Genomic DNA, 21,992 nt, shown 5'->3' with positions numbered 1-21,992 from the left:
ATACAGCATCTGGAGACAGCAGCACGGTCACAGAAGACAGCAATACAGCATCTGGAGACAGCAGCACGGTCACAGAAGACAGCAATACAGCGTCTGGAGACAGCAGCACGGCCACAGAAGACAGCAATACAGCGTCTGACGACAGCGGTGAGGTACCTGCGGCAAACAGCAGTTCAGACAGCAGCTCCTCCGACGACAGCAGTGCTTCAGGTGACGGCAATGATCAGGCAAGCACCGGAAGAATGATACCGGTTACTTATCGGGTAGTCACTTCCACTACTCTGCCGGATGGAACCCAGCTGCCGGATGTGAATATTCCGGATGTGCAGGTTCCGTCAGAACTGACAGCAGCATTACAGCAGCTGCAGGCACTCAGCAAGGATGTACGTACCCAGATGAGCACCATTGCAGGTCTGTTGGGCGAAATGCCGGGGCAGACCAATCAGCTGATGTCAGATATTAAATCCATCACCGGAAGCATGGATAAGATGACAGATGAACTGGATGACATTCTGGATGACTTTGATGATGAAATGGATACCATGAAGGATGATCTGCGCCAGAAGGGAAATACTATTTCTGATACACTGGACAATACATCCGATACCCTTCATACCGATTTCGATGGAGTCAGAGATTCCCTTGACCGGGTGAAAGATCAGTTTGATGTGATTCGAGGAACCGTTTCTGATGCACTGGATGAACTGAAGAACCGGATTGATGATAAATCTATTTATGTCGATGTATCTGAACTGACGGATGCCACATCAGGGGATGGAAAGATCATTTCCAGTACTAACTCTGGAGAGGTGTATGCAGATACCCAGGGAGGCGGTATTGCGGGAGCCATTGTGAAGACAAATCCGCAGAAAGCATCTGCCTGGTTCTTCCAGGATAAGAACGATGACGAGGATGATGACGAGGATGACAGTGACAGTATTACCCGTCATGTGCTGGCAGCCATTTTTTCCAGCTCCAATACAGCGGACATTACGGTAAAAGGTGATTATGCCGGCGGTATTGTGGGAAAAGCAGACTATGGAATTATCGTGGCAGCGGAAAACTACGGGGATATTCTGACTGATGGTGGAAAATATGCCGGAGGAATTGCCGGAAGATGCGACAATACCATTCGTGACAGTTATGTATTAAGTGGAGTCAGCGGAGATGGTTATGTAGGCGGTGTGGCCGGAAGAGGCGAAGATGTCAGCGGCAACTATGTATGCTCTTATCTTGACATGGACAGCTATGTAAAATCCAGCGGTGCAGTCGTAGGAAAAGCGGACGGAGTTGTAAAGGATAATTATTTTGTAGATAACGGTTATGGTGCTGTGGATGGCGTGACCAGAAGCAGTGAGGCAGAGAGCATGGACTATGATTCTCTGATTCAGCTTGGAAATATGCCTCTTAATTTCACTCAGTTTACCGTTCGTTTCATGAACGGAGAGCAGGTAGTCTGGCAGAATACATTTGCTTATGGAGATGAACTTCCGGAGGAAAACTATCCTGACCTCCCGAAATCGAAAGACGGATATGTGTACTGGGAAGAAAAAGATGTGAGTCCCATTCACAGAAATGTAACGGTTCATGCGGTATATCGTGCCTATATGCCGGCATTGACAGCTGATGCAGAAGAAGAGAAGTCTCCGGTACTTATGGGCGGTGAATTCTATCCGGATACGAAGATTTCCGTGAGAGAAGCAACGGATGAAGAACTGGCACAGGTAAAAGCCAATATGGATAATGACAGTCCGTTCTATAAATATTATCTGAAGAAGGTATACTATTATGAAGTATCCCAGGCACAGCCGCTTAGGACAAACGCAATTGTGCGGGTACTGAACGATACCCGTCTGGCAGACAGTCTGATGACCATGGATGCAGAATATCAGACCGTGGGAGAAGCACAGAAAGCAGACACCATTGGAAGTTATCTCTCATCCGATACGCAGATCAGTTCTGCCGGATATATCGTAGTACTGAACCGCATGGATATCTGGGTGGAGACCCTGATCTCAGCAGCAGTGCTTGCACTGGCAATTCTGGTTGTCGTAGGACTTCATATCAGAAGACAAAAACGAAGAAATGCAGCAAAAGCAGCAGCGGAGGCGGCAGTGACCAAAGAAACAGATGATGAGACGGTAAAACCAGAAGAATAAGCAGTAAATAATTGCAGCAGCAGAGAAGCCTCTGCTGCTGTTTTTGTTTCAAAAAATAACCCCCCACCCGGCTTGTGAAGAATTTAACCATGTGCTAATCTGATATCATGAGTGGTCGGAAAGCAGATGAAAATCCGGCTGTATTTTGAAGAGACCCACAGGAGGATATGGGGATGATATTATCACAGATTGAACAGTACTGGACAGGAAGAGCGGAAGGCTATTCCCAGGTGAACCAGCATGAGCTGGCAACCGGGCAGGACCGGGTATGGCTTGACGAGATCCGTCGTCATCTGCCGGAAGGGGCGCTGAAGATTCTGGATGTTGGAACTGGTCCTGGATTTTTTGCCATTCTGCTCACCAAAGCAGGATATGATGTGACGGCAGTAGATTATACAGAAGCTATGCTGGAGGAGGCAAAGAAAAATGCGGGGGCACTTGCCTCCAGTATCCATTTTCAGAGAATGGATGCACAGAAACTGGATTTTCCGGATGGATACTTTGACGTAGTCATTTCCAGAAATCTGACCTGGAATCTGGAAGAGCCGGGAAAAGCTTATGCAGAATGGATGCGCGTGCTGAAAAAAGGCGGCCGCCTTCTGAATTTTGATGCCAACTGGTATCATCATCTCTTCGATGAGGAGAAGAGAAAAGAATACGAAGAGGACCGGAAACGGGTAGAGAATCTTCATCTGGATGACCATTATACCTGCACGGATATTGACGCCATGGAGGATATTGCAAGACAGATTCCCATGAGTAGAATTATGCGTCCGGCGTGGGATGTACAGGTGTTACGAGACCGCCTTGGAAATGAAGTGGAAGCGGATGAAAAGGTCTGGGAGAGAGTCTGGGACTCAACGGAAAAAGCAAACTATGGGTCTACACCGATGTTCCTCGTCAGTGCTGTAAAAATGGGCGGAACAAAAGCTGTCTGTCCTAATAAGGAAGGATATACTTCATGATAGAAACCAAGCAGCTGCAGTACCTGGTGGTCTGTGCCCAGCTTCGATCATTCAGTAAGGCAGCAGAAGCACTGTATACGACGCAGCCCAATGTGAGCAAAGTGATCCGCATGCTGGAAGATGAGCTGGGATTTTCGGTATTTGTCCGTCAGAGCAGAGGGATTACGCTTACGGCCAGAGGACAGCGTGTCTATGAATATGCAAGCAGGGCCGTAGAAAATATAGAACAGTTAAAATCATTTTCCCGAATGGACAAGGGGGAAGAACTGCTGGCATCCTGGAATCCCAGTTCCTGGATGGCTTCCTGTTTTGCTGCTTTTTATCAGGAGCACCGGCAGGAGGATGTCTGCTATCATGTAATGACGGCGGGAACGGAAGAAATACTGGAACGGTGCCAGGCAGGGAAAGACGATATTGGATTTGTCTATGTATTAGATGAGCAGATGCCATCCTTTCAGTACCGACTGGAATGTGCCGGACTCATTTTTCAGGAACTGAAACGGACGAAAGCATATCTTTATTTTGGAAAAGATCATCCGTTGGCTGGAAAATCCGGTATTGGGGAAATTGCACTGGATGAGGTACGCCTGGTGCAGTGTTATGAAGATGAGTATACACTGGGGCGCAGGATGACGGAGGAGACAGACCGGATCTCACCGACAGACCGTATGAAGATCTCAGTTATTACTAACAGTGACTATGTTATGAATGAACTGCTTGGAAAGACAGACCTTGGCAATGTGAGCGGTGGTTATTTGAGCCGCGAAAAAGAATCACGGGGATATCCCGGATACTCACTTTACGGAGAAGAAGAACCGATTCTGTTTGGCTGCGTCAGCCGTCAGGGAGAGACGCTGGATGGATGGGCAGAACATTATCTGGAGTTTGTACGAAGCAGATTACAAGAATAATATATAACAGATAAGATAAAATATATTCTAAAATGGAATATCTCCATGTTCTTGCGAAGAAATGGAGATATTTTTTATTTTTAAGTTTTTTGAAAGGAAAAAAGAAGAGGAAAAAGAGCGGAAATCAGATGAAATCGAAGCGGAATTGCAGAATGACCTTGATAAGATATAACGAAAAAGAATACAAACTTCGTTGACAAAATGTGAAGAAAGTGTAAGTATAAATCTACATGTTCATATGGTCGGCAATTAAGCCGCAAAAAATAAGTTCGAAGATAGATTCGATGAAAAGGGAATCCGGTGAAAGTCCGGAACGATCCCGTCACTGTAATAGTTAAGCCTGGAGCAGATGCCACTGGGGAGATGATTCCTGGGAAGGTGCTTTGGGTGTGGATGCTAAAGTCAGGAGACCTGCTTGTTTTTTGTCAGAAAGAGTTCTTGCGGAAGACGAGATAATTCTTACCTAGAAAAATCTATGTTTTAAGGGGATAGTGTGTAAAAAGGTGAGAGGAAAGTCGGATGTAGATCCGGCTTTTTTTATGCGTAATTTTTAAGTGGGAGACGAATTGATAGTGCAGACAGCGCTGGCAAATGAATGAAATGAGAAAGGATAGAGAATATGAAAAACACGAAGAAATGTATCAGTTTAACTCTGGCAGCAGCTTTGCTGCTGACTGGCTGCGGCGGTGGAGCATCCGATAACAGCGGAAGCACTTCTGCTGCGAATGATGGAGATAAGAAAGTACTTACTTTCGGATGCCAGATGTATACCGATGGTATTGTCAATACCGTTACCGATGAGAACGGTGGATGGAATGCCATGCGTTACGGTATCACCGAGGGACTGTTCAAGTTCAACGACAGCATGGAAGTAGAGCCGTGGCTCGCAGACAGCTACACTGTAAATGATGAGCATACCGAGTGGGTCATCACCCTGAAAGACGGCATCAAATTCTCTGACGGCTGTGATCTGACTCCGACTAAAGTAAAAGAGTGCTTTGAATATCTGAAAGAGATGGGACCGAGTGGATCTGCAAAACCGCAGAAATATCTGGAGTTCGAGGCAACCATTACTGCAGATGATGCAGCAAATACCCTGACCATCCAGACGACTCAGCCTTATGCCAACCTTCCGGGACAGCTGGCACATCCGACTATGGCAATTGTTGATGTGGCAGATACCGAGAACTTTGACAATGGCACGATCGGAACCGGTCCGTACATGGTTGAGACTTTCAATGGTGTAGGTGTAGGTTATGATCTGGCAGCGAATCCGAACTACCGTGAGGAAGTTCCCTATGACGAAGTAAAACTGATGTACATGGGGGATGCTTCTGCTAAGACCATGGCGCTGCAGAGTGGACAGGTTGATCTGGTAGAGAATATTACCAATGTATCTGATATCCAGGATTTCAAAGATAATCCTGATTTCACGGTAGATATTGCTTCTGGTGTTCGCTGTGGTTTCAGCTGGATGAACTTTGATGGCATTCTTGGCAACAAGACTCTGCGTCAGGCAATCCTGATGGGCATTGACTATGATACCATCTGCAACTCCAAGACTATCGGAGGTCTGTATACTCCGGGATTCTCCGTACTGCCGTCTACTTTAAGCTATGGTTATGACAAACTGACCAACCCCTATACCTATGATCCGGAAGGCGCTAAGAAGCTCCTTGATGATGCAGGAATCGTAGATACTGACGGCGATGGAATCCGTGAGCTGGATGGACAGAATATCAATCTGCACTACGTTTCCTATGAGAACCGTCTGCTGAACGATTTCTCCAACGCACATATTCAGTATCTGGCAGAGATCGGTATCGGATGCACCGCAGACTACGGCAGCTCTGATGACCAGTGGAGCAAACTTGCTGCTGGAGATTATGACTTCAATAACAATAACTGGATCACCGTAGGTACCGGAGATCCCTATGCTTACATGGCAAACTGGGCAACCGATACTACTTACTGCGGATATTCCAATCCGGAATATGATGCACTGTTCGAGCAGCTGAAGAGCGAGATGGATGAAGAGAAACGTGCAGATCTGATCTTCCAGATGCAGCAGATTCTGGTAGATGATGCCGCTGTTCTGATCGACGGATACTACAACTCTTCTATGATTTACTCTAAGAATGTAGGAAATGCGCATATCCATACGGCAGACTACTACTGGCTGACCACCGAGATTACCCCGGCTGAGTAAGATTAAGTATTCATTACCCCCATCCGTGCCCCTTGCGGCGGCCAGGGTGGGGGTTCCTGTTTTGTTCACTTTTAGAAAGGAGCCATTGTCTTGAATAAGAAACAGATTCTTCGCCGAATCTTACAGATTGCAATTGTATTGATTGGTATCAGTTTCGTAACGTTTTTACTGACCTACCTGTCTCCTGGAGATCCGGTCCGCAACATGTTCTCCGCTACCGGCGTGATGCCGACGGAAGAACTGGTACAGCAGACCAGGGATGAGATGGGACTGAACGACCCGTTTTTCACCCAGTATTTCCGCTGGCTGTTTAACTGCCTGCATGGTGATTTTGGAAAATCCTACAGCCTCAACAAACCGGTAGTGGAGCTTCTGGCAGCCCGTGTATTGCCGACCCTGAAGCTGACCCTCATGTCACTGATTCTGATGTTGATCATAGCAGTGCCGCTGGGTGTTGCTTCCGCATTACATAAAGACGGTATCATCGACTATATCTGCCGTGCGGTAACCTTCATTGGATGTGCGATGCCGAACTTCTGGGTAGGACTTCTCCTGATGATGCTGCTGTGTGTACAGATTCAGGTTTTCCCGGTTATCGCTTCCGGCGGTGACTTCAAGAGTCTGTTTCTGCCGGCACTGACGCTGGCCATTGCAATGGCATCTAAATATACCAGACAGGTCCGGACTGCAGTTCTGGAGGAATTAAGTCAGGATTATGTGATCGGAGCAGAAGCCAGAGGTGTGAAACGTTCCACGATTATTTGGAAAAATGTATTTCCGAATGCATTGCTTCCGCTGATTACCATGCTGGGACTTTCCGTCGGAAGCCTTCTTGGTGGTACCAGTGTTGTAGAGGTGATCTTCTCTTATCCTGGACTTGGTAACCTGGCCGTTACTGCGATTACTTCCAGCGACTACAACCTGATTCAGGGGTATGTACTCTGGATGGCGCTGATTTATATGGTCATTAACCTGATTGTGGATGCATCCTATGTCTATATTGATCCCCGGATGCGCTTGAAGAGGTAAGAAGATGAAGAAGACGTTAAAATTTGTGAAAGAACATAAGCAGTTTACCTTTTTTGGAATTCTTGCCATTTTGATTATTCTGGCAGCAGTTTTTGCACCGGTACTTACCGGAGGTGTTGACCCGCTGAAAGGTTCCCTGACAGAGGCCCTGGAGGCACCGAGCAAAGCTCATATTTTCGGTACTGATAAAATGGGACGTGATATTTATGCCCGTGTGATTTACGGAGCCCGTGCATCCCTCACTTCTACCTTTGGTGTGGTTGTTCTTATTTTTCTGGTGGGAAGTGTAGTAGGTGTCATTGCCGGTTATTTCGGCGGAGCCGTTGATGCGGTTCTCATGCGTATTGCAGATATGATGCTGGCTTTCCCAGGCCTGGTTCTGGCACTGGCTGTGGCAGGTATCATGGGTGCAAGTATCCGTAATGCCATCATCGCAATCGTAGCTGTCAACTGGACCAAATATGCCCGTCTGGCACGAAGCCTGGTTATGAAAATCCGTGACCGTGACTATGTATCCGCAGCCATTGTAACTGGTTCTAAAACACCCTATATGCTGCTTCGTTATATGCTGCCCAATGCACTGCCGACGCTGATTATCACAGCAGCTACGGATGTAGGCGGTATGATGCTGGAGATCGCAGCCCTGTCCTTCCTGGGATTTGGTGCAAAGCCGCCGACACCGGAATGGGGCTATATGCTGAATGAAGGTCGTGCCTGTATGCAGTCCGCACCCTGGATGATGCTATATCCGGGTCTTGCAATTTTCTTTGTCGTTGTTGTATTTAACATGTTGGGAGATTCCATTCGGGATATCCTGGATCCGAGAGCAGAGTAAGGAGGTAGGAATATGCTGAAAATTGATAATATTACGATTGCGTATAAAGATGTTCCTACCGTTGTAGATTTCAGTCTCGACATGGCTCCGGGTCAGATCGTCAGTCTGGTAGGAGAGAGCGGAAGCGGTAAGACTACCGTGATTCGTGCGGTCTTAGGACTGCTTGCAGGCGGCGGTAAAGTAACCAAGGGAGATATTCTTTTTCATGGTACTTCCCTTCTTAAAAATACACCGGAGCAGTGGAGAAAACTGCGCGGCAGCGAGATTTCCATGATTTTCCAGGACAGCGGTGCCATGATGAACCCGACCAGGAAGATTGGATCTGTATTTACAGAGTATCTGCAGACCCATGAAAAGATTTCCAAAAAGGATGCATGGGCAAAAGGGGAAGAGATGCTTGGAAAAATGCGCCTTCCGAGCCCGGATAATATCATGCATTCTTATCCGTTCCAATTATCCGGCGGTATGCGTCAGCGTGTCGGTATTGCCATGGGTATGACTTATCAGCCGAAGCTTCTGCTGGCAGATGAGCCGACGAGTGCACTGGATGTAACTACTCAGGCACAGATTGTTCGCCAGATGATGGAATTAAGAGAAGATTATGGCACTGGTATTATTGTTGTTACCCATAATCTGGGTGTGGCAGCCTATATGTCCGACTATGTTGTGGTCATGAAAGATGGTCATATAGAAGATCAGGGAGACCGAGACCATATCCTGCATCATTCGGAAAATGCATACACCCGCAGGCTGTTAAGCGCAGTACCTTCGATGGGAGGGGAATCTTATGTTTGAACATGATGAAGTTATATTGGAGGCAAAGCATGTTACAAGACGTTTTCCGGCGTCAGGCGGACGTACTTTGGTTGCCAACAATGATATTAACCTGAAATTCTATAAAGGAAAGACATTGGGACTGGTAGGTGAATCCGGCTGTGGTAAATCTACATTCATGCGTTTCCTGGTGTCTTTGGATACTCCTTCCGAGGGAGAGATCCTGTATCGTGGAAAAGATATTACAAAACTGAAAGGTGAGGAGCTGCGTCAGAACCGTCAGCATATTCAGATGGTGTTCCAGGATCCGACCTCTTCTTTCAACCCGAAAATGAAGATCCGTGATATCGTATGCGAGCCTCTTCTGAACTTTAACCGTATCAAGAAGAGCGAGATGGATGCAGCCTGCCGTCGGCTTTTGGAGATGGTGGAGCTTCCGGGAGAGTTTGCAGACCGTTATCCCCATAACATGTCCGGTGGTCAGCGTCAGCGTGTAGCCATTGCCCGCGCTCTTGCTCTGGAACCGGAGATCCTGATCCTTGATGAGGCAACTTCTGCACTGGACGTATCCGTACAGCAGACGATCATTGAACTGATTGTAAAGCTTCAGAAAGAAAAGAACATTACCATTGGTTTTATCTGTCATGATATTTCTCTGATCCAGTCCTGCTCTCATGAAGTAGCGGTTATGTATCTTGGAAATGTAGTGGAGGTACTGCCGGCGGAGGATCTGGCAGAGCATGCAGTTCATCCCTATACGAGGGCACTGATTGGCTCTATTTTTGATATTGGTATGGATTTCTCCAAACCGATCGAAGAGATCAAAGGAGAGGCACCAAGCCCATTGGACGTACCTGCCGGCTGTCCGTTCCGGGGACGCTGCCCGAAGGCAGTGGACCGTTGTGCGGCAGAAAAACCAAAACTCCATCAGGTCGGGGCAGATCACGAAGTGGCCTGTCATCTGTTTGACAAGGAGGATAAATAATTGGAAAAAGCAAAAAAATTTATCGCATTATTGCTGACACTGGCTTTTGTGGCAGCGATGATTTCCTGCGGAAAAAATCAGGAGCAGGAGCACATCCACAAGATCGGCGTTCTCGTCTATGATCTGAAGGATGAACAGGTACAGGCATTCCGGGAATATCTGGAAAGCTACATTGCAGGGAACTTTTCTGATGTGGATTTCCTCTATTCTTCCGAGGTAACTACAGAAGAGAAAGAGATGGAGTTCCTGAATAATGCGATCGCAGAAGGTGTGGAAGGAGTTCTTGCTTTTAACAGTTTTGATCTGGAGAAAGAAGTTTCTCTCTGTGCAGAGAATGGAGTTTATTTCATTCGTCCGTCCAGTACCACAGCACCGGAAGATTTTGACAAAGTTGCAGATAATCCTTATTTCCTTGGCTATTTTGGACCGGGAAGTGAGATGGAGTATCAGGCAGGCTTCGATATGGGAAGTTATTTTGCAAAAGAACAGATTTCCGACAGTTATTTCCTGTTAAGCGGTGGAGCAGGTACCAATGTCATGCATGAGCAGCGTGCAGAGGGAATGCTGGATGCCCTGCAGGAGGTTTACGGTGTACAGTTTGAACAGAGCAGTGCCGAGATCGCAGCTGCCGAGGAGACGCTCCAGGTGCAGGCAGGGAAACTGAAGGTTACCGTATTTCCGGGATATATTGGAGTGGAAAGTATTGGACAGCAGGCGGTTGCAGAGTATGAAAAAGATCCGGCAGACGTAGTTATGTCTGTCATTCCGATTCGTCCGATTGCGGATTCTCTGGGTAATGCCAGTCTTGGTACCATTGACTGCTACACAGAAAGCAACGGAGAGCTGTTTGAGAACGGCAATCTGAAATATCTGTGCGGTAAATATGAGTCTATTATCGGACCGGCATTTGCAGCGATGTATAATGCAGTGACCGGCTACAGTGAAGATTTCCGCGAAGACGGAAAGGCGTTTGCCATTCAGCAGGGATTCTGGACTTCCACTGACTATCAGGATTTCCGTGAAAAATATGAGCTGTCTTCCGGCATTACTTTGAATGCCTACAGTTATGAGGATCTTCTGGAAGTGTGCAAAGCACATAATCCGAATGCAACCTTAGACGATCTGAAGGAACTTGCAGGTGCGTGGGACTTTGATTCCGCAGTACAGAGAAGGAAATAAAGATGAAGGAACACACACTCACGAAGGGCAGCGTTGGAAGAGGAATTTTGCTGTTTGTACTGCCGATTATTGTGGGCAGTCTGATTCAGCAGCTTTATGTCACGATTGATGCGGTCGTGGTAGGTCAGTTTACCGGAAAACTGGGACTGGCAGCCATCGATTCCGTGCATACGCTGTTTAAGTTTCCATTGAATTTCATGAATGGTCTGGCTTCAGGCGCGACGATTCTCATTTCCGGACATTGCGGGTCCGGAGATGAGCGGCAGATGCATTGCTCCATCCGTACAGCTTGTACGGTGGCAGTAATTCTGGGCGTGGTTTGCTCCATTGGAGGTGTCCTTCTGACACCGTGGATGTTACATATCATGTCCGTGCCGGAGGAAGTCTATGGCAGCGCATTGATCTATACCTGTATTTATTTTGGCGGTATCTGGTCCATGGTGCTTTACAATATGGCGGCAGGCATCCTGCGTGCATATGGAGATTCCAAACGGCCGCTGTATGTATTGATTTGTTGTGCAGTTATTAATATTGTGGGTGACCTTGTACTGGTAGGCGTGCTGCATCTGGGAGTCGCTGGCGCGGCTCTGGCAACGGTATTTTCACAGATTGTCAGTGTGGTACTTACCTTCGCTATGCTCCGCAAGACGTTGAAAATTAGCAAGGATGAGAGGCCGCTCTGGTGGCCCCATTTCTGTGCAGAGCATATGAGCCAGATGATCAGGCTGGGATTTCCGCTGGCACTCCAGGCCATGTTGTTCCCCATTGCCAACAGCATTGTACAGGCCGGTGTCAACACCATGGGTACGGATCAGATTGCAGCCTGGGGAATTTGTGATAAACTGAATATGCTGATCTGGCTTATGTCTGATTCTATGGGACCGGCGCTGACCACCTTTGTGGCACAGAACCTGGGTGCGAAGAATCCAGAGCGAATCCGCAAGGGAGTTACTGTGGGAACCTCCATGTCGGTTGGCGCAGTGGCGCTGATCAGTGTCGGATTGTTCTTCTTTGCACAGATGTTGACACCGCTCTTTGTTTCTTCGCAGGATGCAGCTTCCCTTGGGGTTCTGGTTGGAACTTACAGCCGAATGATGGCGCCGTTCTTTTTCTTCTATGCCATTGCGGAAGCTCTTTCCGGTGCCTGCTGTGGTACAGGAGATACCGTGCGGCCCATGATTACTACGCTGCTGGCTATCTGCCTGCTTCGTGTGATCGGTATTCTGGCGGTACTTCCGATATATGGAACCATGGAGTGTATTGTTGTGATTTATATTGCGTCATGGATTGCGGCAGGAGTTTCTTTCCTAGCACTCTGGCGCTTTGATGTAGCACATATTTATAAATAGCAGAATTGCTGAAAGGTGGGGTAATCATGGATCTGAAACAGTTGCAGTATTTTGTGGTCAGTGTGGAGAGCGGAAGCTTTAAAAAAGCGGCAGAGATGCTTTATACGACACAGCCGCATATCAGTAAATCCATTAAGGCACTGGAAATGGAACTGGATGTACAGCTTCTGGAACGAAAATCGAGAGGTGTGGAAGCGACAGAAGCCGGGAAGAAGATCTATGAATATGCCTGCAATATGCTGATAGATGCGGCTAAGATTCATGCAGTAGAGGAAGAAGAGGACAGAGTCCTTCGTGTGGCTTCAACTGCAGGAGACCGGTTTGCCGCACTGGCAGGCTGTTACTGTGAGATGCACCTGGAAGACGGGCTGAAGGTCTGGTATCAGGACAGCACGGTGGAAGAGCTGTTCCCGGCGCTTCACCACCATACGATCGATGTGGGATTCTTCTATGCAGATCAGCGGCGGATGACCTCTTATCTGCAGATGATCGAACGGAAACACCTGAAATTTACTGCTATCTGCCAGACAGAGCCATTTCTCTATGTGGGTCCGAAAAATCCACTTTATCATGCAGAAATTGTGACCGAGAGGGATCTTCGAACTCTGCAGTATGTGCAGAGCCAGAATGCCTATGTCATGCCGGAAATGCACCTGATGGAAGGCGGTATGGACTCGCTTTACTATCAGAATCAAGGACAGGTTGTGGTGACCAATAACCGAAGTCTTTTGACCCATATGCTTCGCACGACCGCGCTTGTCAATGTCAGCAGCGGCCTGTTCCCGGACATTTTGACCGGGCAGGGGGATATTCATGCAATTCCCATTCAGGGCATGAAAGACAGTATTACCTTCGGTTATGTAAAACGGCTTCGCGGTGATCTGCCGGAGGAAGCAGTGAAGTTTGTGGAATATGTGAAAGAACATTTAAAATAAAAGAAGAACTCCCGTTACTGCACAGACAGTCTGGTCTGATGGTAACGGGAGTTTTTTAAACTTTCTTTGATGCCCGGTATTCCCGGGGCGTCATCTGATAAATCTTCTTAAATTCTTTTGAAAAATAACTGGTTGAGTTAAATCCCACAGCATAACAGATATCGGTAATCGGATCACTGGTGGTGGTCAGTTGTCTGGTCGCTTCAAACATGCGATACTGATTCAGATATTCCATAGGAGTAATATGTGACATATCAGAAAAACAGCGGAAACATTCACTTCTGCTGATGCTGGCACTGGCTGCAATCTGTGATATGGTAATGGGCTGGGAAAAGTTCTCATGAATGTAATCCAGCATATCTCTCATACGGCTTTCTTTCAGAAGTTTTGGACTGTCAGCAGTATCTGAAGCGGGCTTTGGAAAAAGGGCAAGAAGACTGCGCCAGATGCCAAGCAGGTTCTGAAGAAGAAATAATTCATATGCATGATTGGAACTTTCCGTATAGTACATGCGGCGCATGGTTTCCAGAATGCTGAATCCTGTTTTTGAATCCGGTGAAATCAGAAAAGCACTTGGCTGCAGCATGGTCAGAGGAAGAGAGTACTGTTCACAGTGAATGTTTTTCAGAATTCGTGTGAACAGGACAGGAAGGATGACCAGATTATATCCAACGGTACCAGGTTCCAGCGAACTGGACTGGTGAATGGCATTCGGAGCAATGTAGAGAGCGTTTCCTTCTTTAACGACATAGTTTTCTCCATTTACCGTATATCGGGCACTGCCGGACAGAATGATCTGAAGCTCCATTTCCTGATGCCAGTGACTGGGATAGATTCCTCCTGAAGAAGCATCATATTCATCAATAAATTCAGAAACTGGAAAAGCCTGATTGGAATGATCCAGTTTTTCCATGGATGCCATGGCAGATGCAGTATTCTCCATAAATTTCCTCCAATGAATAGTTATATCAAAATAATTTCAAAGGGCTGGGACTATTTTTATATTATTTTGATGCAAATATTACTGTTAAATAATCTAAAATGGACTATAACATAACTATAGTGATTTGTCGACAAAAAACTTTTCGTAAAAGCAAAAAAATTAAAACAACTGCATAAAGGCAAAACGCAAAAAGCATTTCCTGATGTGGCAATTCTGACAAATGAAAGGAGAGTGGAAATGGAAAACACGGAAATGACTTACGAACAACGTCATGCAAAGGAGTATGAAAAAGTAAGCCTTAGAGAGCAGATCTGTTACGGCCTGGGGGATTCGGCCTGTAATGTGGTCTATGGACTTTGCAGTACGCTGCTTACATTTTTCTATACTGATTATGTGGGGGTAAATCCACTGACAGTCGGTATGGTCTTCCTGATTACAAGAGTGTTTGACGGAGTATCAGATCTGATTATGGGATTTATTACAGACCGTACAAAATCCAAATGGGGAAAAGCAAGACCATGGATTCTGTGGATGTCTGTGCCCTACGCAGTCACATTTGTACTGCTGTTCCTGATACCGGCGAATGCAAGTAACATGGTTCAGGCAATTTACATTTTTGTAACGTACAATCTGGTAAACACCATTGTGTACACTGCATTGAATCTTCCGTACTCTACGATGGCATCTCTGATTACCAGAGATGGTCAGTCGAGAGCATCTACTCAGGCAATCCGTATCTTCTGCGGACCTGGAGGAAAAATGGTTGTTACGGTAGCAACGCTTCCGATGGTTACCATGTTTGGTAATGATCAGCGTGCATGGATTATCACAGCTGTAATTTTCGCAGTGATTGCACTGATTCTTCTTCTGATCTGTTTCTTCAACATTGAAGAAAGAGTTGTTGTAGAAGCGGCAGAAAAAGAAAAAATACCGGTAGGAAAGAGCCTGAAGGCACTGTTTTCCAATCAATACTGGGCTATCTGTCTTGGACTCTGGGGATTCATGGTAATGATGAGTACAGTATCCGGTACGATTGCAACTTACTATTGCAAATATGTATTACATAATCAGGATCTTTACAGTCTGATCTATGCAGCGGAACTGATTGCACAGTGCGTAGTTGTACTGATCGTTCCGAAGCTGATACCGAAATTCGGAAAACGAAATCTGACAATGTATGGAATTTTTCTGGTGATAGCAGCACAGATTGTCTGGATGACAAGTCCGGTAAGTGTAACGGTAGCTGTTGTCAGTGCGGTATTAAGAGGTATCGGAGTTGCACCGCTCTGGGCCTGCGTATTTCCGATGATTGCGGATTCTGCAGAGTTCGGACAGTGGAAAACTCATGTGCGGCAGGATGGCATGATTTTCTCTGCAGCATCTGTAGGATCAAAAATCGGCGGAGGACTTTCTTCAGCAGGAATTGGTCTTCTGATGACTTCTGTTGGATATAACGGACTTCTTGCAACACAGTCTGAAGAAGTTATGAAGATGATTAAACTGATCTGCATGTATGGACCGATTTTCTTCTCGGTTATTATCATTGTACTTTGTCTGCTGTATAAACTGGATAAGATTTATCCGCAGGTAATGGCAGATCTGGCAGAGAGAGACCGGCAGGGAATTTTATAAGGAGATATGGAACATGATAAGTCAGGCAATTAATCTAGAGCCTTTATATCCGGGGGCGACACTTTGCGAAAAAATTCGAAAGGTATCGGCTGAAGGATTTAAAGAAGTAGAATTCTGGGGCTGGGATCAGCTTGATCTGGAAGAAGTCAGAAGGACCTGTGAAGAGACAGGTGCAAAAATCAGGGCATTCAGTGGAACTAAAGAATGGTCACTTTGCGATGTGACTCATCGGACGGAATATATGGACTGGGTTCAGAAAAGTATTGAAGCAGCAAAAAAATTGGACTGTGATACACTGATTCTTTTCCCGAATCACTTTACTTCCAATGGCTGTGCAGATTTCAGAAAACAGTACAGCCAGGATGCGATGATTGCAAATGTTGCTGCAACATTGACCATGTTAGTGCCGATATTAGAAGAACATCATATGACAGTTCTTCTAGAACCTCTTGCGAATAAAGGTACCGATGCAGGCATGTCAGTGACAGATACCAGTCAGGGAGCAGCAATTGTCCGGGCAGTGGGAAGTTCTCATGTGCAGCTGCTGTGTGATGTGTTTCACATGCAGATGATGCATGGAAATCTGTTGAATAACCTTCTGACTAATTTGGATATTGTACATTATATCCATATTGCAGATGCACCTGACCGTCATGAACCTGGAACAGGTGAGATTAACCTGGATTATCTGGCAGAGCAGATACAGAACAGTGAGTTTGAAGGAACTGTATGTATGGAATATTTTCCGGCAGCAGAAACAGAAAAAGGAATGCCGGCAGTGAAAGATTTTTTGAAAAACTTAAATAAGGGATTATAAGGAGGAATTTAATCATGGCAGAAACTTTAAAATACGGAATGGTTGGTGGAGACTTAAAAGCATTAATTGGTGAGTGCCACAGAAAAGCACTTGCGCTGGACCCGAGAGCAGAGCTGGTATGCGGATGCTTCTCCGCAATTGATGAACTGAATGATGAGTGTGCGGCGGCTTATCACGTAGATCCGTCACGTGTATATTACGATGCAGAGAAGATGGCAGAAGCAGAAGCAGGAAAAATTGATTTTGTATCGATCTGTACTCCGAACTTTGTACATTATTCAGCTGCAAAAACCTTCCTGGAGCATGGAATCAATGTAGTATGTGAGAAACCGCTGACTCTGAAGATTGAAGAAGCAGAAGAACTGGAGCGTATCGCAAAAGAGAAAAACCTGATTTTCGCAGTAGATTACTGTTATTCAGGATATGTAATGTGTAAAGTGATGAAACAGATGATTGCTCGCGGTGATATCGGTGAGATTATTTCCATCAATGCGGATTACATGGAAGGATGCTTCCTGCCGCTGCTCAGCGAGAAAGAGCAGGTGAATGCACGAATCTGGCGTACCGATCCGAAATATTCCGGAATTTCCAACACCTGTGCAGATGATGGTACTCATGTAGAGCATCTGGTAAATTATGTAACCGGTCTGAAAGTAAAGAGACTGCTGGCAACCGCAGATACATTTGGAAAGAAACTGGATCTTAATGACAATATTATTCTGGAATATGAGAATGGTGCACATGGTGCATACTGGTTCTCTCAGGTAGCATGCGGATCTCCGAATGAGATTAACCTCCGTATTTATGGAACAAAAGGATCTCTGGAGTGGCATCAGACCAGACCGGATGAGGTTCGTTTCGCTCGTGCCGGAGAGGCTGCGCAGATCCTCTGCCGTGCCGGTGATGGAATTGATGTTCCGGCTGGAAATCTGGCACGCGTACCGTTCGGACATCCGGAAGGATATTACATTGCAATTGCCAATGTATACCGCAGTGTAATCAACACAATCCTGAAAGTAAAAGCAGGCGAGACCCCGACCGAGGAAGATCTGGACTTTCCGGGAGTAGATACCGGTGTAAGCGGTGTGAAATTCTACTATGCAGTAATTGAGAGTGCTCAGAACAACTCTAAATGGGTTGAACTGGATTAATACTCATTCATCTCTGCCGGACAACCCACCCGGCAGGGATGAAACCCTCAGAAAAAGGAGTGTATCGTAATGGCAAAAATGCAGAAAGCAATTATTTATAAAGGACCTGGAAAGTTTGCTTATGAGGAGCGTCCGATCCCGGAAATTAAAGATAAGAATGATGTAAAAATCAAGAGCTATGGATGCTCTATCTGTGGTACGGATGTCAATATTTTTGCAACTCCGCAGAGACATCCGTGTAAGCCGGACATTATCTTTGGTCATGAATTTTGCGGAGAAGTAGTGGAAGTTGGTGAAAACGTTACCAGTGTAAAGCCGGGAGATAAAGTAGTCATTGATCCGCATGGTCCGTGTGGCGAATGTGAAAACTGTCTGGCAGGCCTTCCTGAAGCGTGTAAAAATATTATTTCCAGAGGCGTATTCGCAGATGGCGGCCTTACTGAATATGTTGTTCTTCCAAAACAGTACTGTTATAAAGTGGCTCCGGAGACAAAACCGGAATTTATGGGAGTGGCAGAACCGCTTGCAGGCTGCGGATGTGCGCTGGAAAAACTGAATGTGCACGTAGGCGATACGGCAGCAGTACTTGGTGCAGGACCGATTGGTCTGATGTTCATAGCACTTCTGAAAGCGAATGGATGCAGAAAAATTATTGTATCTGAGCCGATTGAGCATCGTCGGAAACTGGCTCTGGAAGTTGGTGCAACGAGAGTTGTAAATCCGGAGGAAGAAGATCTGGTGGCAATTGTCAAGGAAGAAACAGACGGTCTTGGTGCCGATGTGGCAGTGGAAGCGGTAGCGGCCATGCTGGTAGACTGTATTTATCTTGTCCGTCCGCATGGAAAGATTCTTCAGTTTGGTCATGACGAACTCACTCATCCGGAATTCCCGGTTGCGGAACTTCTGAAAAATGAAATTGAAGTGTATGGCGGTTATCTTGGAAAATATTATATGAGAAAAGTTGCACAGATCATTGAATCCGGTATTCTTCCGCTCGATAAGATCGTGACAGATGTGATTCCGGCATCCAGATATCAGGAAGCACTTGATCTGGCAGCATCCAAACAATGTGGAAAGGTTTTTGTTGCAATTGATTTTTAATCAGTGATGAAATTGGAGGTTTCAAATATGGCAGATAAAAAAGAAGTATTGCGTCTGATGGATCTTGCATATCAGGCTCGGCAGAATCTCTGTAAAATGTGCTGCTCTTACAGCGGTAATGTGCATATGGGCGGCGATATGTCTATGATGGAAGTACTTACAACACTGTTCCATCATACAATGAATGTCAGTCCGGAACTTCAGGGAGACCCGGAGAGAGACAGGTTTATTCTTTCAAAAGGACATGGAGCTGTCTGCATGTATATTGTGATGGCTTTAAAAGGATTTTTTGATTATGATGAAATCTGCTCTACTTATGGTGAGGTAGGAAGCAAGTTTGGACAGCATCCCTGCAAAACCAGACTTCCGATGCTGGATGTTTCCACTGGATCTCTTGGCCATGGACTTCCAATTGGAGTAGGTCTGGCAGCATCTGCGAAACAGAAAGGGCAGAAGCATCGCGTGTTTGTTATGATGGGTGATGGAGAGACCTGCGAAGGAAGTGTATGGGAAGCAGCAATGGCGGGGCGTGCACTTCATCTGGGAAATCTGGTCGGTATCGTTGACCGAAACAGACAGCTGATGACCAGTTTCTCTGAAGATTCTATTTTACTGGAGCCGTATGCAGATAAATGGAGAGCATTTGGCTGGAATGTAATAGAAGTAGAAGATGGAAATGATATGAAACAGGTTGTGGAAGCACTGGATTCCATTCCGGACAGCAGCAGTGATATTCCGACCGTAATTATTTCCAATACCGTAAAAGGTAAAGGTGTATCTTTTATGGAAAAACAGATTAAATGGCATTGTGGAAGTCTGACAAAAGACGATCTGCAGACGGCATTATCTGATCTGGAAGCTGCTTATGAGAAGCAGAGAAAGGAGCTTTAATATGAGTAAATCTTATACACTTGACGAATATAATTCTGCAAGAACCGTCGTTGGAGATGCTATCACGGAACTTGGTGCAAAGGATGAAAGAGTATGGCTCCTTACTCCGGATATTGGATGGGGATGCAAGGATTTTAAAGAGCAGAATCCAGATCGCTTTATTGATACAGGAATTGCAGAACAGGATGTCGTTGGTGTTGCATCCGGTCTGGCATATGATGGAAATATTCCTTTTATTATCGGTATGATGCCATTTATGAGCATGAGAGCACTGGAACAGGTGCGTACTGATGTATGCTATCCAAATCTTCCGGTACGAATCATTGCAAACTATGCAGGACTGACAGGAAATGGAGGTTCCACCCATTACGCAATGGAAGATATGGCACTGTATTCTTCCTTGGTAAATATGACGGTTATTGCGGCTTCTGATCCAACTCAGTTGAAACAGGTTATTCAGAAGAGTCTTACTTATCCTGGCCCGATGTCCATTCGTATGGACCCGGGTAAGAAAAACAGAGTGATCTATCCGGCAGATGCAGTATTTGAGATTGGAAAAGGATATACTGCAAAGGAAGGAACAGATATTTCTATTATCGCATGTGGTGAGATGGTAGACTATGCACTTCAGGTGGCAGATCAGGCGGAAGAAGCAGGTATTTCTGTAAGAGTTATTGATATGTTTACAGTGAAACCTCTGGATGAGGAAATTGTCCTGAAGGCAGCAGAAGAAACCGGCAGAATTGTTGTCTGGGAGGATCATCTGATGAAAAATGGTCTTGCCAGTGCGGTTGCAGATACACTCGCTGATCATACAGTTGCATTGAAATCATTCAAACGTTTTGGTGTGCCACAGGTATATCCGGGATTTGGTAATCCGGAGCAGTTGTATAAGCTCTATGGATATGATGTAGATACGGTACTTGCATACGTAAAAAGCCTGTTTTAGGGGAGATTAAAGATGAGTGCATATTTATGGAATACGTTCTGTCCGACTCTTTTCGGAACAGGCGCAACACAGGAAGTAGGAATCAAAGCAAAAGAACTTGGTATGTCCAAAGTTATGGTCGTTACTGAGCAGGCTCTGATGGATTTTAAAGTAGCTACACAGGTAACGGAAGTGCTTGAAAAAGAAGGCCTGGAAGTATTTGTGTTTGCAAAATGCCAGGCAGATGCACCGAGCGCAATCTGCGATGAAGGAGCTGCGTTCTACAGAGAAAAAGGAGCAGATGGCATTGTGGCAGTAGGAGGCGGTTCTACCCTGGATACTGCGAAAGCAATCGGTATTATCATCAGTCAGCATGGAACCACAATTAGAGATTATTATCATCTGGAAGAGGATGCACATGAACTGAAACTGATTACCATGTGTACCACATCCGGAACAGGAAGTGAGATTTCCAAATGGTGTGTAATCGGAGATGAGGCAACCGGTGCGAAAGAGATGCCGGTCTATAAACCGGATATGGCAATTGTAGATCCGGTACTTACCTATTCGGTACCGGCAGGAACAACGGCGGCAACCGGTATGGATGTACTTGCCCACTGTGTGGAAGCAATTACCAACAAAAACTATAATCCATATGGTTATATTTTCGGCAAAGAAGGAATTAAACTTGCCATGAAGTGGCTTCCAATTGCCGTGAAAGATCCCTCCAACAAAGAAGCCAGAGAGAAGATGAGTCTGGCGGCAAACCTTGGCGGTATGGCCATTACCGCCAGCGGATGCTCTATTGGCCACAGTTTTGCACAGACATTTGGTGCAGTGAATCATATTCCTCACGGTCTGGGCTGTGCATGGGGACTTCCAGGGGTTATGGTATATTCAGCGAAATATGGAAACAGATCGGATCTGGAGATTGTTGCAGATGCACTGGGTGTATCTTATACGGATAAAACTGATACCATGGATCTGGCGAATGAGATGGCACAGATATTTGTAGATTTCATGAGAGAGATACGTATTAAATCTATCAAATCGCTGGGTTACAGTCTGGAGGATTGTCTGGCAGTTACTGAACGGTTCTTCCATGACGGTGCATTTGCAAATTCACCTGGTACACCCGGAGTTCCGGAAATACAGGAATTTATCAAATATACCTATCATATTTATCAGTAAGATCAGGA

Annotated in this window: 19 protein-coding genes and 1 riboswitch; of the genes, 18 read left to right on the top strand and 1 reads right to left on the bottom strand. The window is 45.9% G+C overall.

What is annotated here, in order from left to right:
* The 11 genes from LKD36_RS05440 to LKD36_RS05390 form a co-directional block, all read left to right on the top strand.
* A partial coding sequence (locus LKD36_RS05440) for a hypothetical protein (protein WP_308458993.1) occupies positions 1-2,159 on the top strand: 2,159 nt, incomplete at its 5' end.
* Positions 2,160-2,332: 173 nt separating this feature from the next.
* Positions 2,333-3,124, top strand: a complete 792-nt coding sequence (locus LKD36_RS05435; RefSeq protein WP_308458992.1) for a class I SAM-dependent methyltransferase — start codon at positions 2,333-2,335, stop codon at positions 3,122-3,124.
* Complete coding sequence (locus LKD36_RS05430) at positions 3,121-4,035, top strand: LysR family transcriptional regulator (protein ID WP_308458991.1); 915 nt, start codon at positions 3,121-3,123, stop codon at positions 4,033-4,035. The genes LKD36_RS05435 and LKD36_RS05430 overlap by 4 nt, the downstream gene beginning before the upstream one ends.
* A 248-nt stretch (positions 4,036-4,283) precedes the next feature.
* Positions 4,284-4,468, top strand: a riboswitch (cobalamin riboswitch).
* 186 nt (positions 4,469-4,654) lie between these two features.
* Positions 4,655-6,244, top strand: coding sequence for an ABC transporter substrate-binding protein (locus LKD36_RS05425; RefSeq protein ID WP_118769201.1), 1,590 nt, complete (start codon positions 4,655-4,657; stop codon positions 6,242-6,244).
* Between the two features lie 90 nt (positions 6,245-6,334).
* Complete coding sequence (gene nikB, locus LKD36_RS05420; RefSeq protein ID WP_118769202.1) at positions 6,335-7,273, top strand: nickel ABC transporter permease; 939 nt, start codon at positions 6,335-6,337, stop codon at positions 7,271-7,273.
* Positions 7,274-7,277: 4 nt separating this feature from the next.
* Complete coding sequence (nikC, locus tag LKD36_RS05415) at positions 7,278-8,108, top strand: nickel transporter permease (protein WP_308458990.1); 831 nt, start codon at positions 7,278-7,280, stop codon at positions 8,106-8,108.
* Between the two features lie 12 nt (positions 8,109-8,120).
* Positions 8,121-8,903: an ABC transporter ATP-binding protein gene (locus tag LKD36_RS05410; protein WP_308458989.1), complete on the top strand. Its 783-nt coding sequence runs from the start codon at positions 8,121-8,123 to the stop codon at positions 8,901-8,903.
* Complete coding sequence (locus LKD36_RS05405; RefSeq protein ID WP_308458988.1) at positions 8,896-9,867, top strand: ABC transporter ATP-binding protein; 972 nt, start codon at positions 8,896-8,898, stop codon at positions 9,865-9,867. Before LKD36_RS05410 ends, LKD36_RS05405 begins: the two co-directional genes overlap by 8 nt.
* A complete protein-coding gene (locus LKD36_RS05400) occupies positions 9,868-11,046 on the top strand; it encodes a hypothetical protein (protein WP_308458987.1) in 1,179 nt (392 codons plus the stop codon).
* A gap of 2 nt (positions 11,047-11,048) precedes the next feature.
* Positions 11,049-12,395 (top strand): MATE family efflux transporter, encoded by a 1,347-nt coding sequence (locus LKD36_RS05395; RefSeq protein ID WP_308458986.1) that lies wholly within the window; start codon positions 11,049-11,051, stop codon positions 12,393-12,395.
* 26 nt (positions 12,396-12,421) lie between these two features.
* The gene (locus tag LKD36_RS05390) at positions 12,422-13,330 is read left to right on the top strand and encodes a LysR family transcriptional regulator (protein WP_308458985.1); all 909 of its coding nucleotides are present in this window, start codon (positions 12,422-12,424) and stop codon (positions 13,328-13,330) included.
* Between the two features lie 55 nt (positions 13,331-13,385).
* Here LKD36_RS05390 and LKD36_RS05385 read toward each other — a convergent pair whose 3' ends face one another.
* Positions 13,386-14,273 (bottom strand): AraC family transcriptional regulator, encoded by an 888-nt coding sequence (locus LKD36_RS05385; protein WP_308458984.1) that lies wholly within the window; start codon positions 14,271-14,273, stop codon positions 13,386-13,388.
* 237 nt (positions 14,274-14,510) lie between these two features.
* On the opposite strand from LKD36_RS05385, the gene LKD36_RS05380 reads away from it, so the two are divergent.
* The 7 genes from LKD36_RS05380 (at position 14,511) to LKD36_RS05350 (ending at position 21,984) form a co-directional block, all read left to right on the top strand.
* The gene (locus LKD36_RS05380) at positions 14,511-15,905 is read left to right on the top strand and encodes an MFS transporter (protein ID WP_308458983.1); all 1,395 of its coding nucleotides are present in this window, start codon (positions 14,511-14,513) and stop codon (positions 15,903-15,905) included.
* 13 nt (positions 15,906-15,918) lie between these two features.
* Complete coding sequence (locus tag LKD36_RS05375) at positions 15,919-16,722, top strand: sugar phosphate isomerase/epimerase family protein (protein WP_308458982.1); 804 nt, start codon at positions 15,919-15,921, stop codon at positions 16,720-16,722.
* Between the two features lie 14 nt (positions 16,723-16,736).
* Positions 16,737-17,873 (top strand): Gfo/Idh/MocA family protein, encoded by a 1,137-nt coding sequence (locus LKD36_RS05370; RefSeq protein ID WP_118769211.1) that lies wholly within the window; start codon positions 16,737-16,739, stop codon positions 17,871-17,873.
* Positions 17,874-17,942: 69 nt separating this feature from the next.
* Positions 17,943-18,974, top strand: a complete 1,032-nt coding sequence (locus LKD36_RS05365) for a zinc-dependent alcohol dehydrogenase (RefSeq protein ID WP_308458981.1) — start codon at positions 17,943-17,945, stop codon at positions 18,972-18,974.
* 27 nt (positions 18,975-19,001) lie between these two features.
* Positions 19,002-19,865, top strand: a complete 864-nt coding sequence (locus tag LKD36_RS05360; RefSeq protein WP_308458980.1) for a transketolase — start codon at positions 19,002-19,004, stop codon at positions 19,863-19,865.
* 1 nt (position 19,866) lies between these two features.
* Positions 19,867-20,814 carry a transketolase family protein gene (locus LKD36_RS05355; RefSeq protein ID WP_308458979.1) on the top strand — a complete coding sequence of 316 codons (948 nt, stop codon included), beginning with the start codon at positions 19,867-19,869 and terminating at the stop codon, positions 20,812-20,814.
* Between the two features lie 12 nt (positions 20,815-20,826).
* The gene (locus LKD36_RS05350) at positions 20,827-21,984 is read left to right on the top strand and encodes an iron-containing alcohol dehydrogenase (RefSeq protein WP_308458978.1); all 1,158 of its coding nucleotides are present in this window, start codon (positions 20,827-20,829) and stop codon (positions 21,982-21,984) included.
* Positions 21,985-21,992: the final 8 nt, after the last annotated feature.

This window comes from Hominiventricola filiformis, assembly GCF_020686965.1.
GTDB classification, from domain to species: Bacteria; Bacillota; Clostridia; order Lachnospirales; family Lachnospiraceae; genus Hominiventricola; species Hominiventricola filiformis.
This window is presented reverse-complemented; position numbering and strand designations above follow the sequence as displayed.

Coding starts and splice junctions, on each gene's coding strand:
- LKD36_RS05390 (WP_308458985.1), top strand. CDS start 12,422: ATGGATCTGAAACAGTTGCAGTATTTTGTGGTCAGTGTGGAGAGCGGA.
- LKD36_RS05365 (WP_308458981.1), top strand. CDS start 17,943: ATGGCAAAAATGCAGAAAGCAATTATTTATAAAGGACCTGGAAAGTTT.
- LKD36_RS05370 (WP_118769211.1), top strand. CDS start 16,737: ATGGCAGAAACTTTAAAATACGGAATGGTTGGTGGAGACTTAAAAGCA.
- LKD36_RS05375 (WP_308458982.1), top strand. CDS start 15,919: ATGATAAGTCAGGCAATTAATCTAGAGCCTTTATATCCGGGGGCGACA.
- LKD36_RS05405 (WP_308458988.1), top strand. CDS start 8,896: ATGTTTGAACATGATGAAGTTATATTGGAGGCAAAGCATGTTACAAGA.
- LKD36_RS05350 (WP_308458978.1), top strand. CDS start 20,827: ATGAGTGCATATTTATGGAATACGTTCTGTCCGACTCTTTTCGGAACA.
- LKD36_RS05430 (WP_308458991.1), top strand. CDS start 3,121: ATGATAGAAACCAAGCAGCTGCAGTACCTGGTGGTCTGTGCCCAGCTT.
- LKD36_RS05395 (WP_308458986.1), top strand. CDS start 11,049: ATGAAGGAACACACACTCACGAAGGGCAGCGTTGGAAGAGGAATTTTG.
- LKD36_RS05355 (WP_308458979.1), top strand. CDS start 19,867: ATGAGTAAATCTTATACACTTGACGAATATAATTCTGCAAGAACCGTC.
- LKD36_RS05425 (WP_118769201.1), top strand. CDS start 4,655: ATGAAAAACACGAAGAAATGTATCAGTTTAACTCTGGCAGCAGCTTTG.
- LKD36_RS05360 (WP_308458980.1), top strand. CDS start 19,002: ATGGCAGATAAAAAAGAAGTATTGCGTCTGATGGATCTTGCATATCAG.
- LKD36_RS05380 (WP_308458983.1), top strand. CDS start 14,511: ATGGAAAACACGGAAATGACTTACGAACAACGTCATGCAAAGGAGTAT.
- LKD36_RS05410 (WP_308458989.1), top strand. CDS start 8,121: ATGCTGAAAATTGATAATATTACGATTGCGTATAAAGATGTTCCTACC.
- LKD36_RS05385 (WP_308458984.1), bottom strand. CDS start 14,273: ATGGAGAATACTGCATCTGCCATGGCATCCATGGAAAAACTGGATCAT.
- nikC (WP_308458990.1), top strand. CDS start 7,278: ATGAAGAAGACGTTAAAATTTGTGAAAGAACATAAGCAGTTTACCTTT.
- LKD36_RS05435 (WP_308458992.1), top strand. CDS start 2,333: ATGATATTATCACAGATTGAACAGTACTGGACAGGAAGAGCGGAAGGC.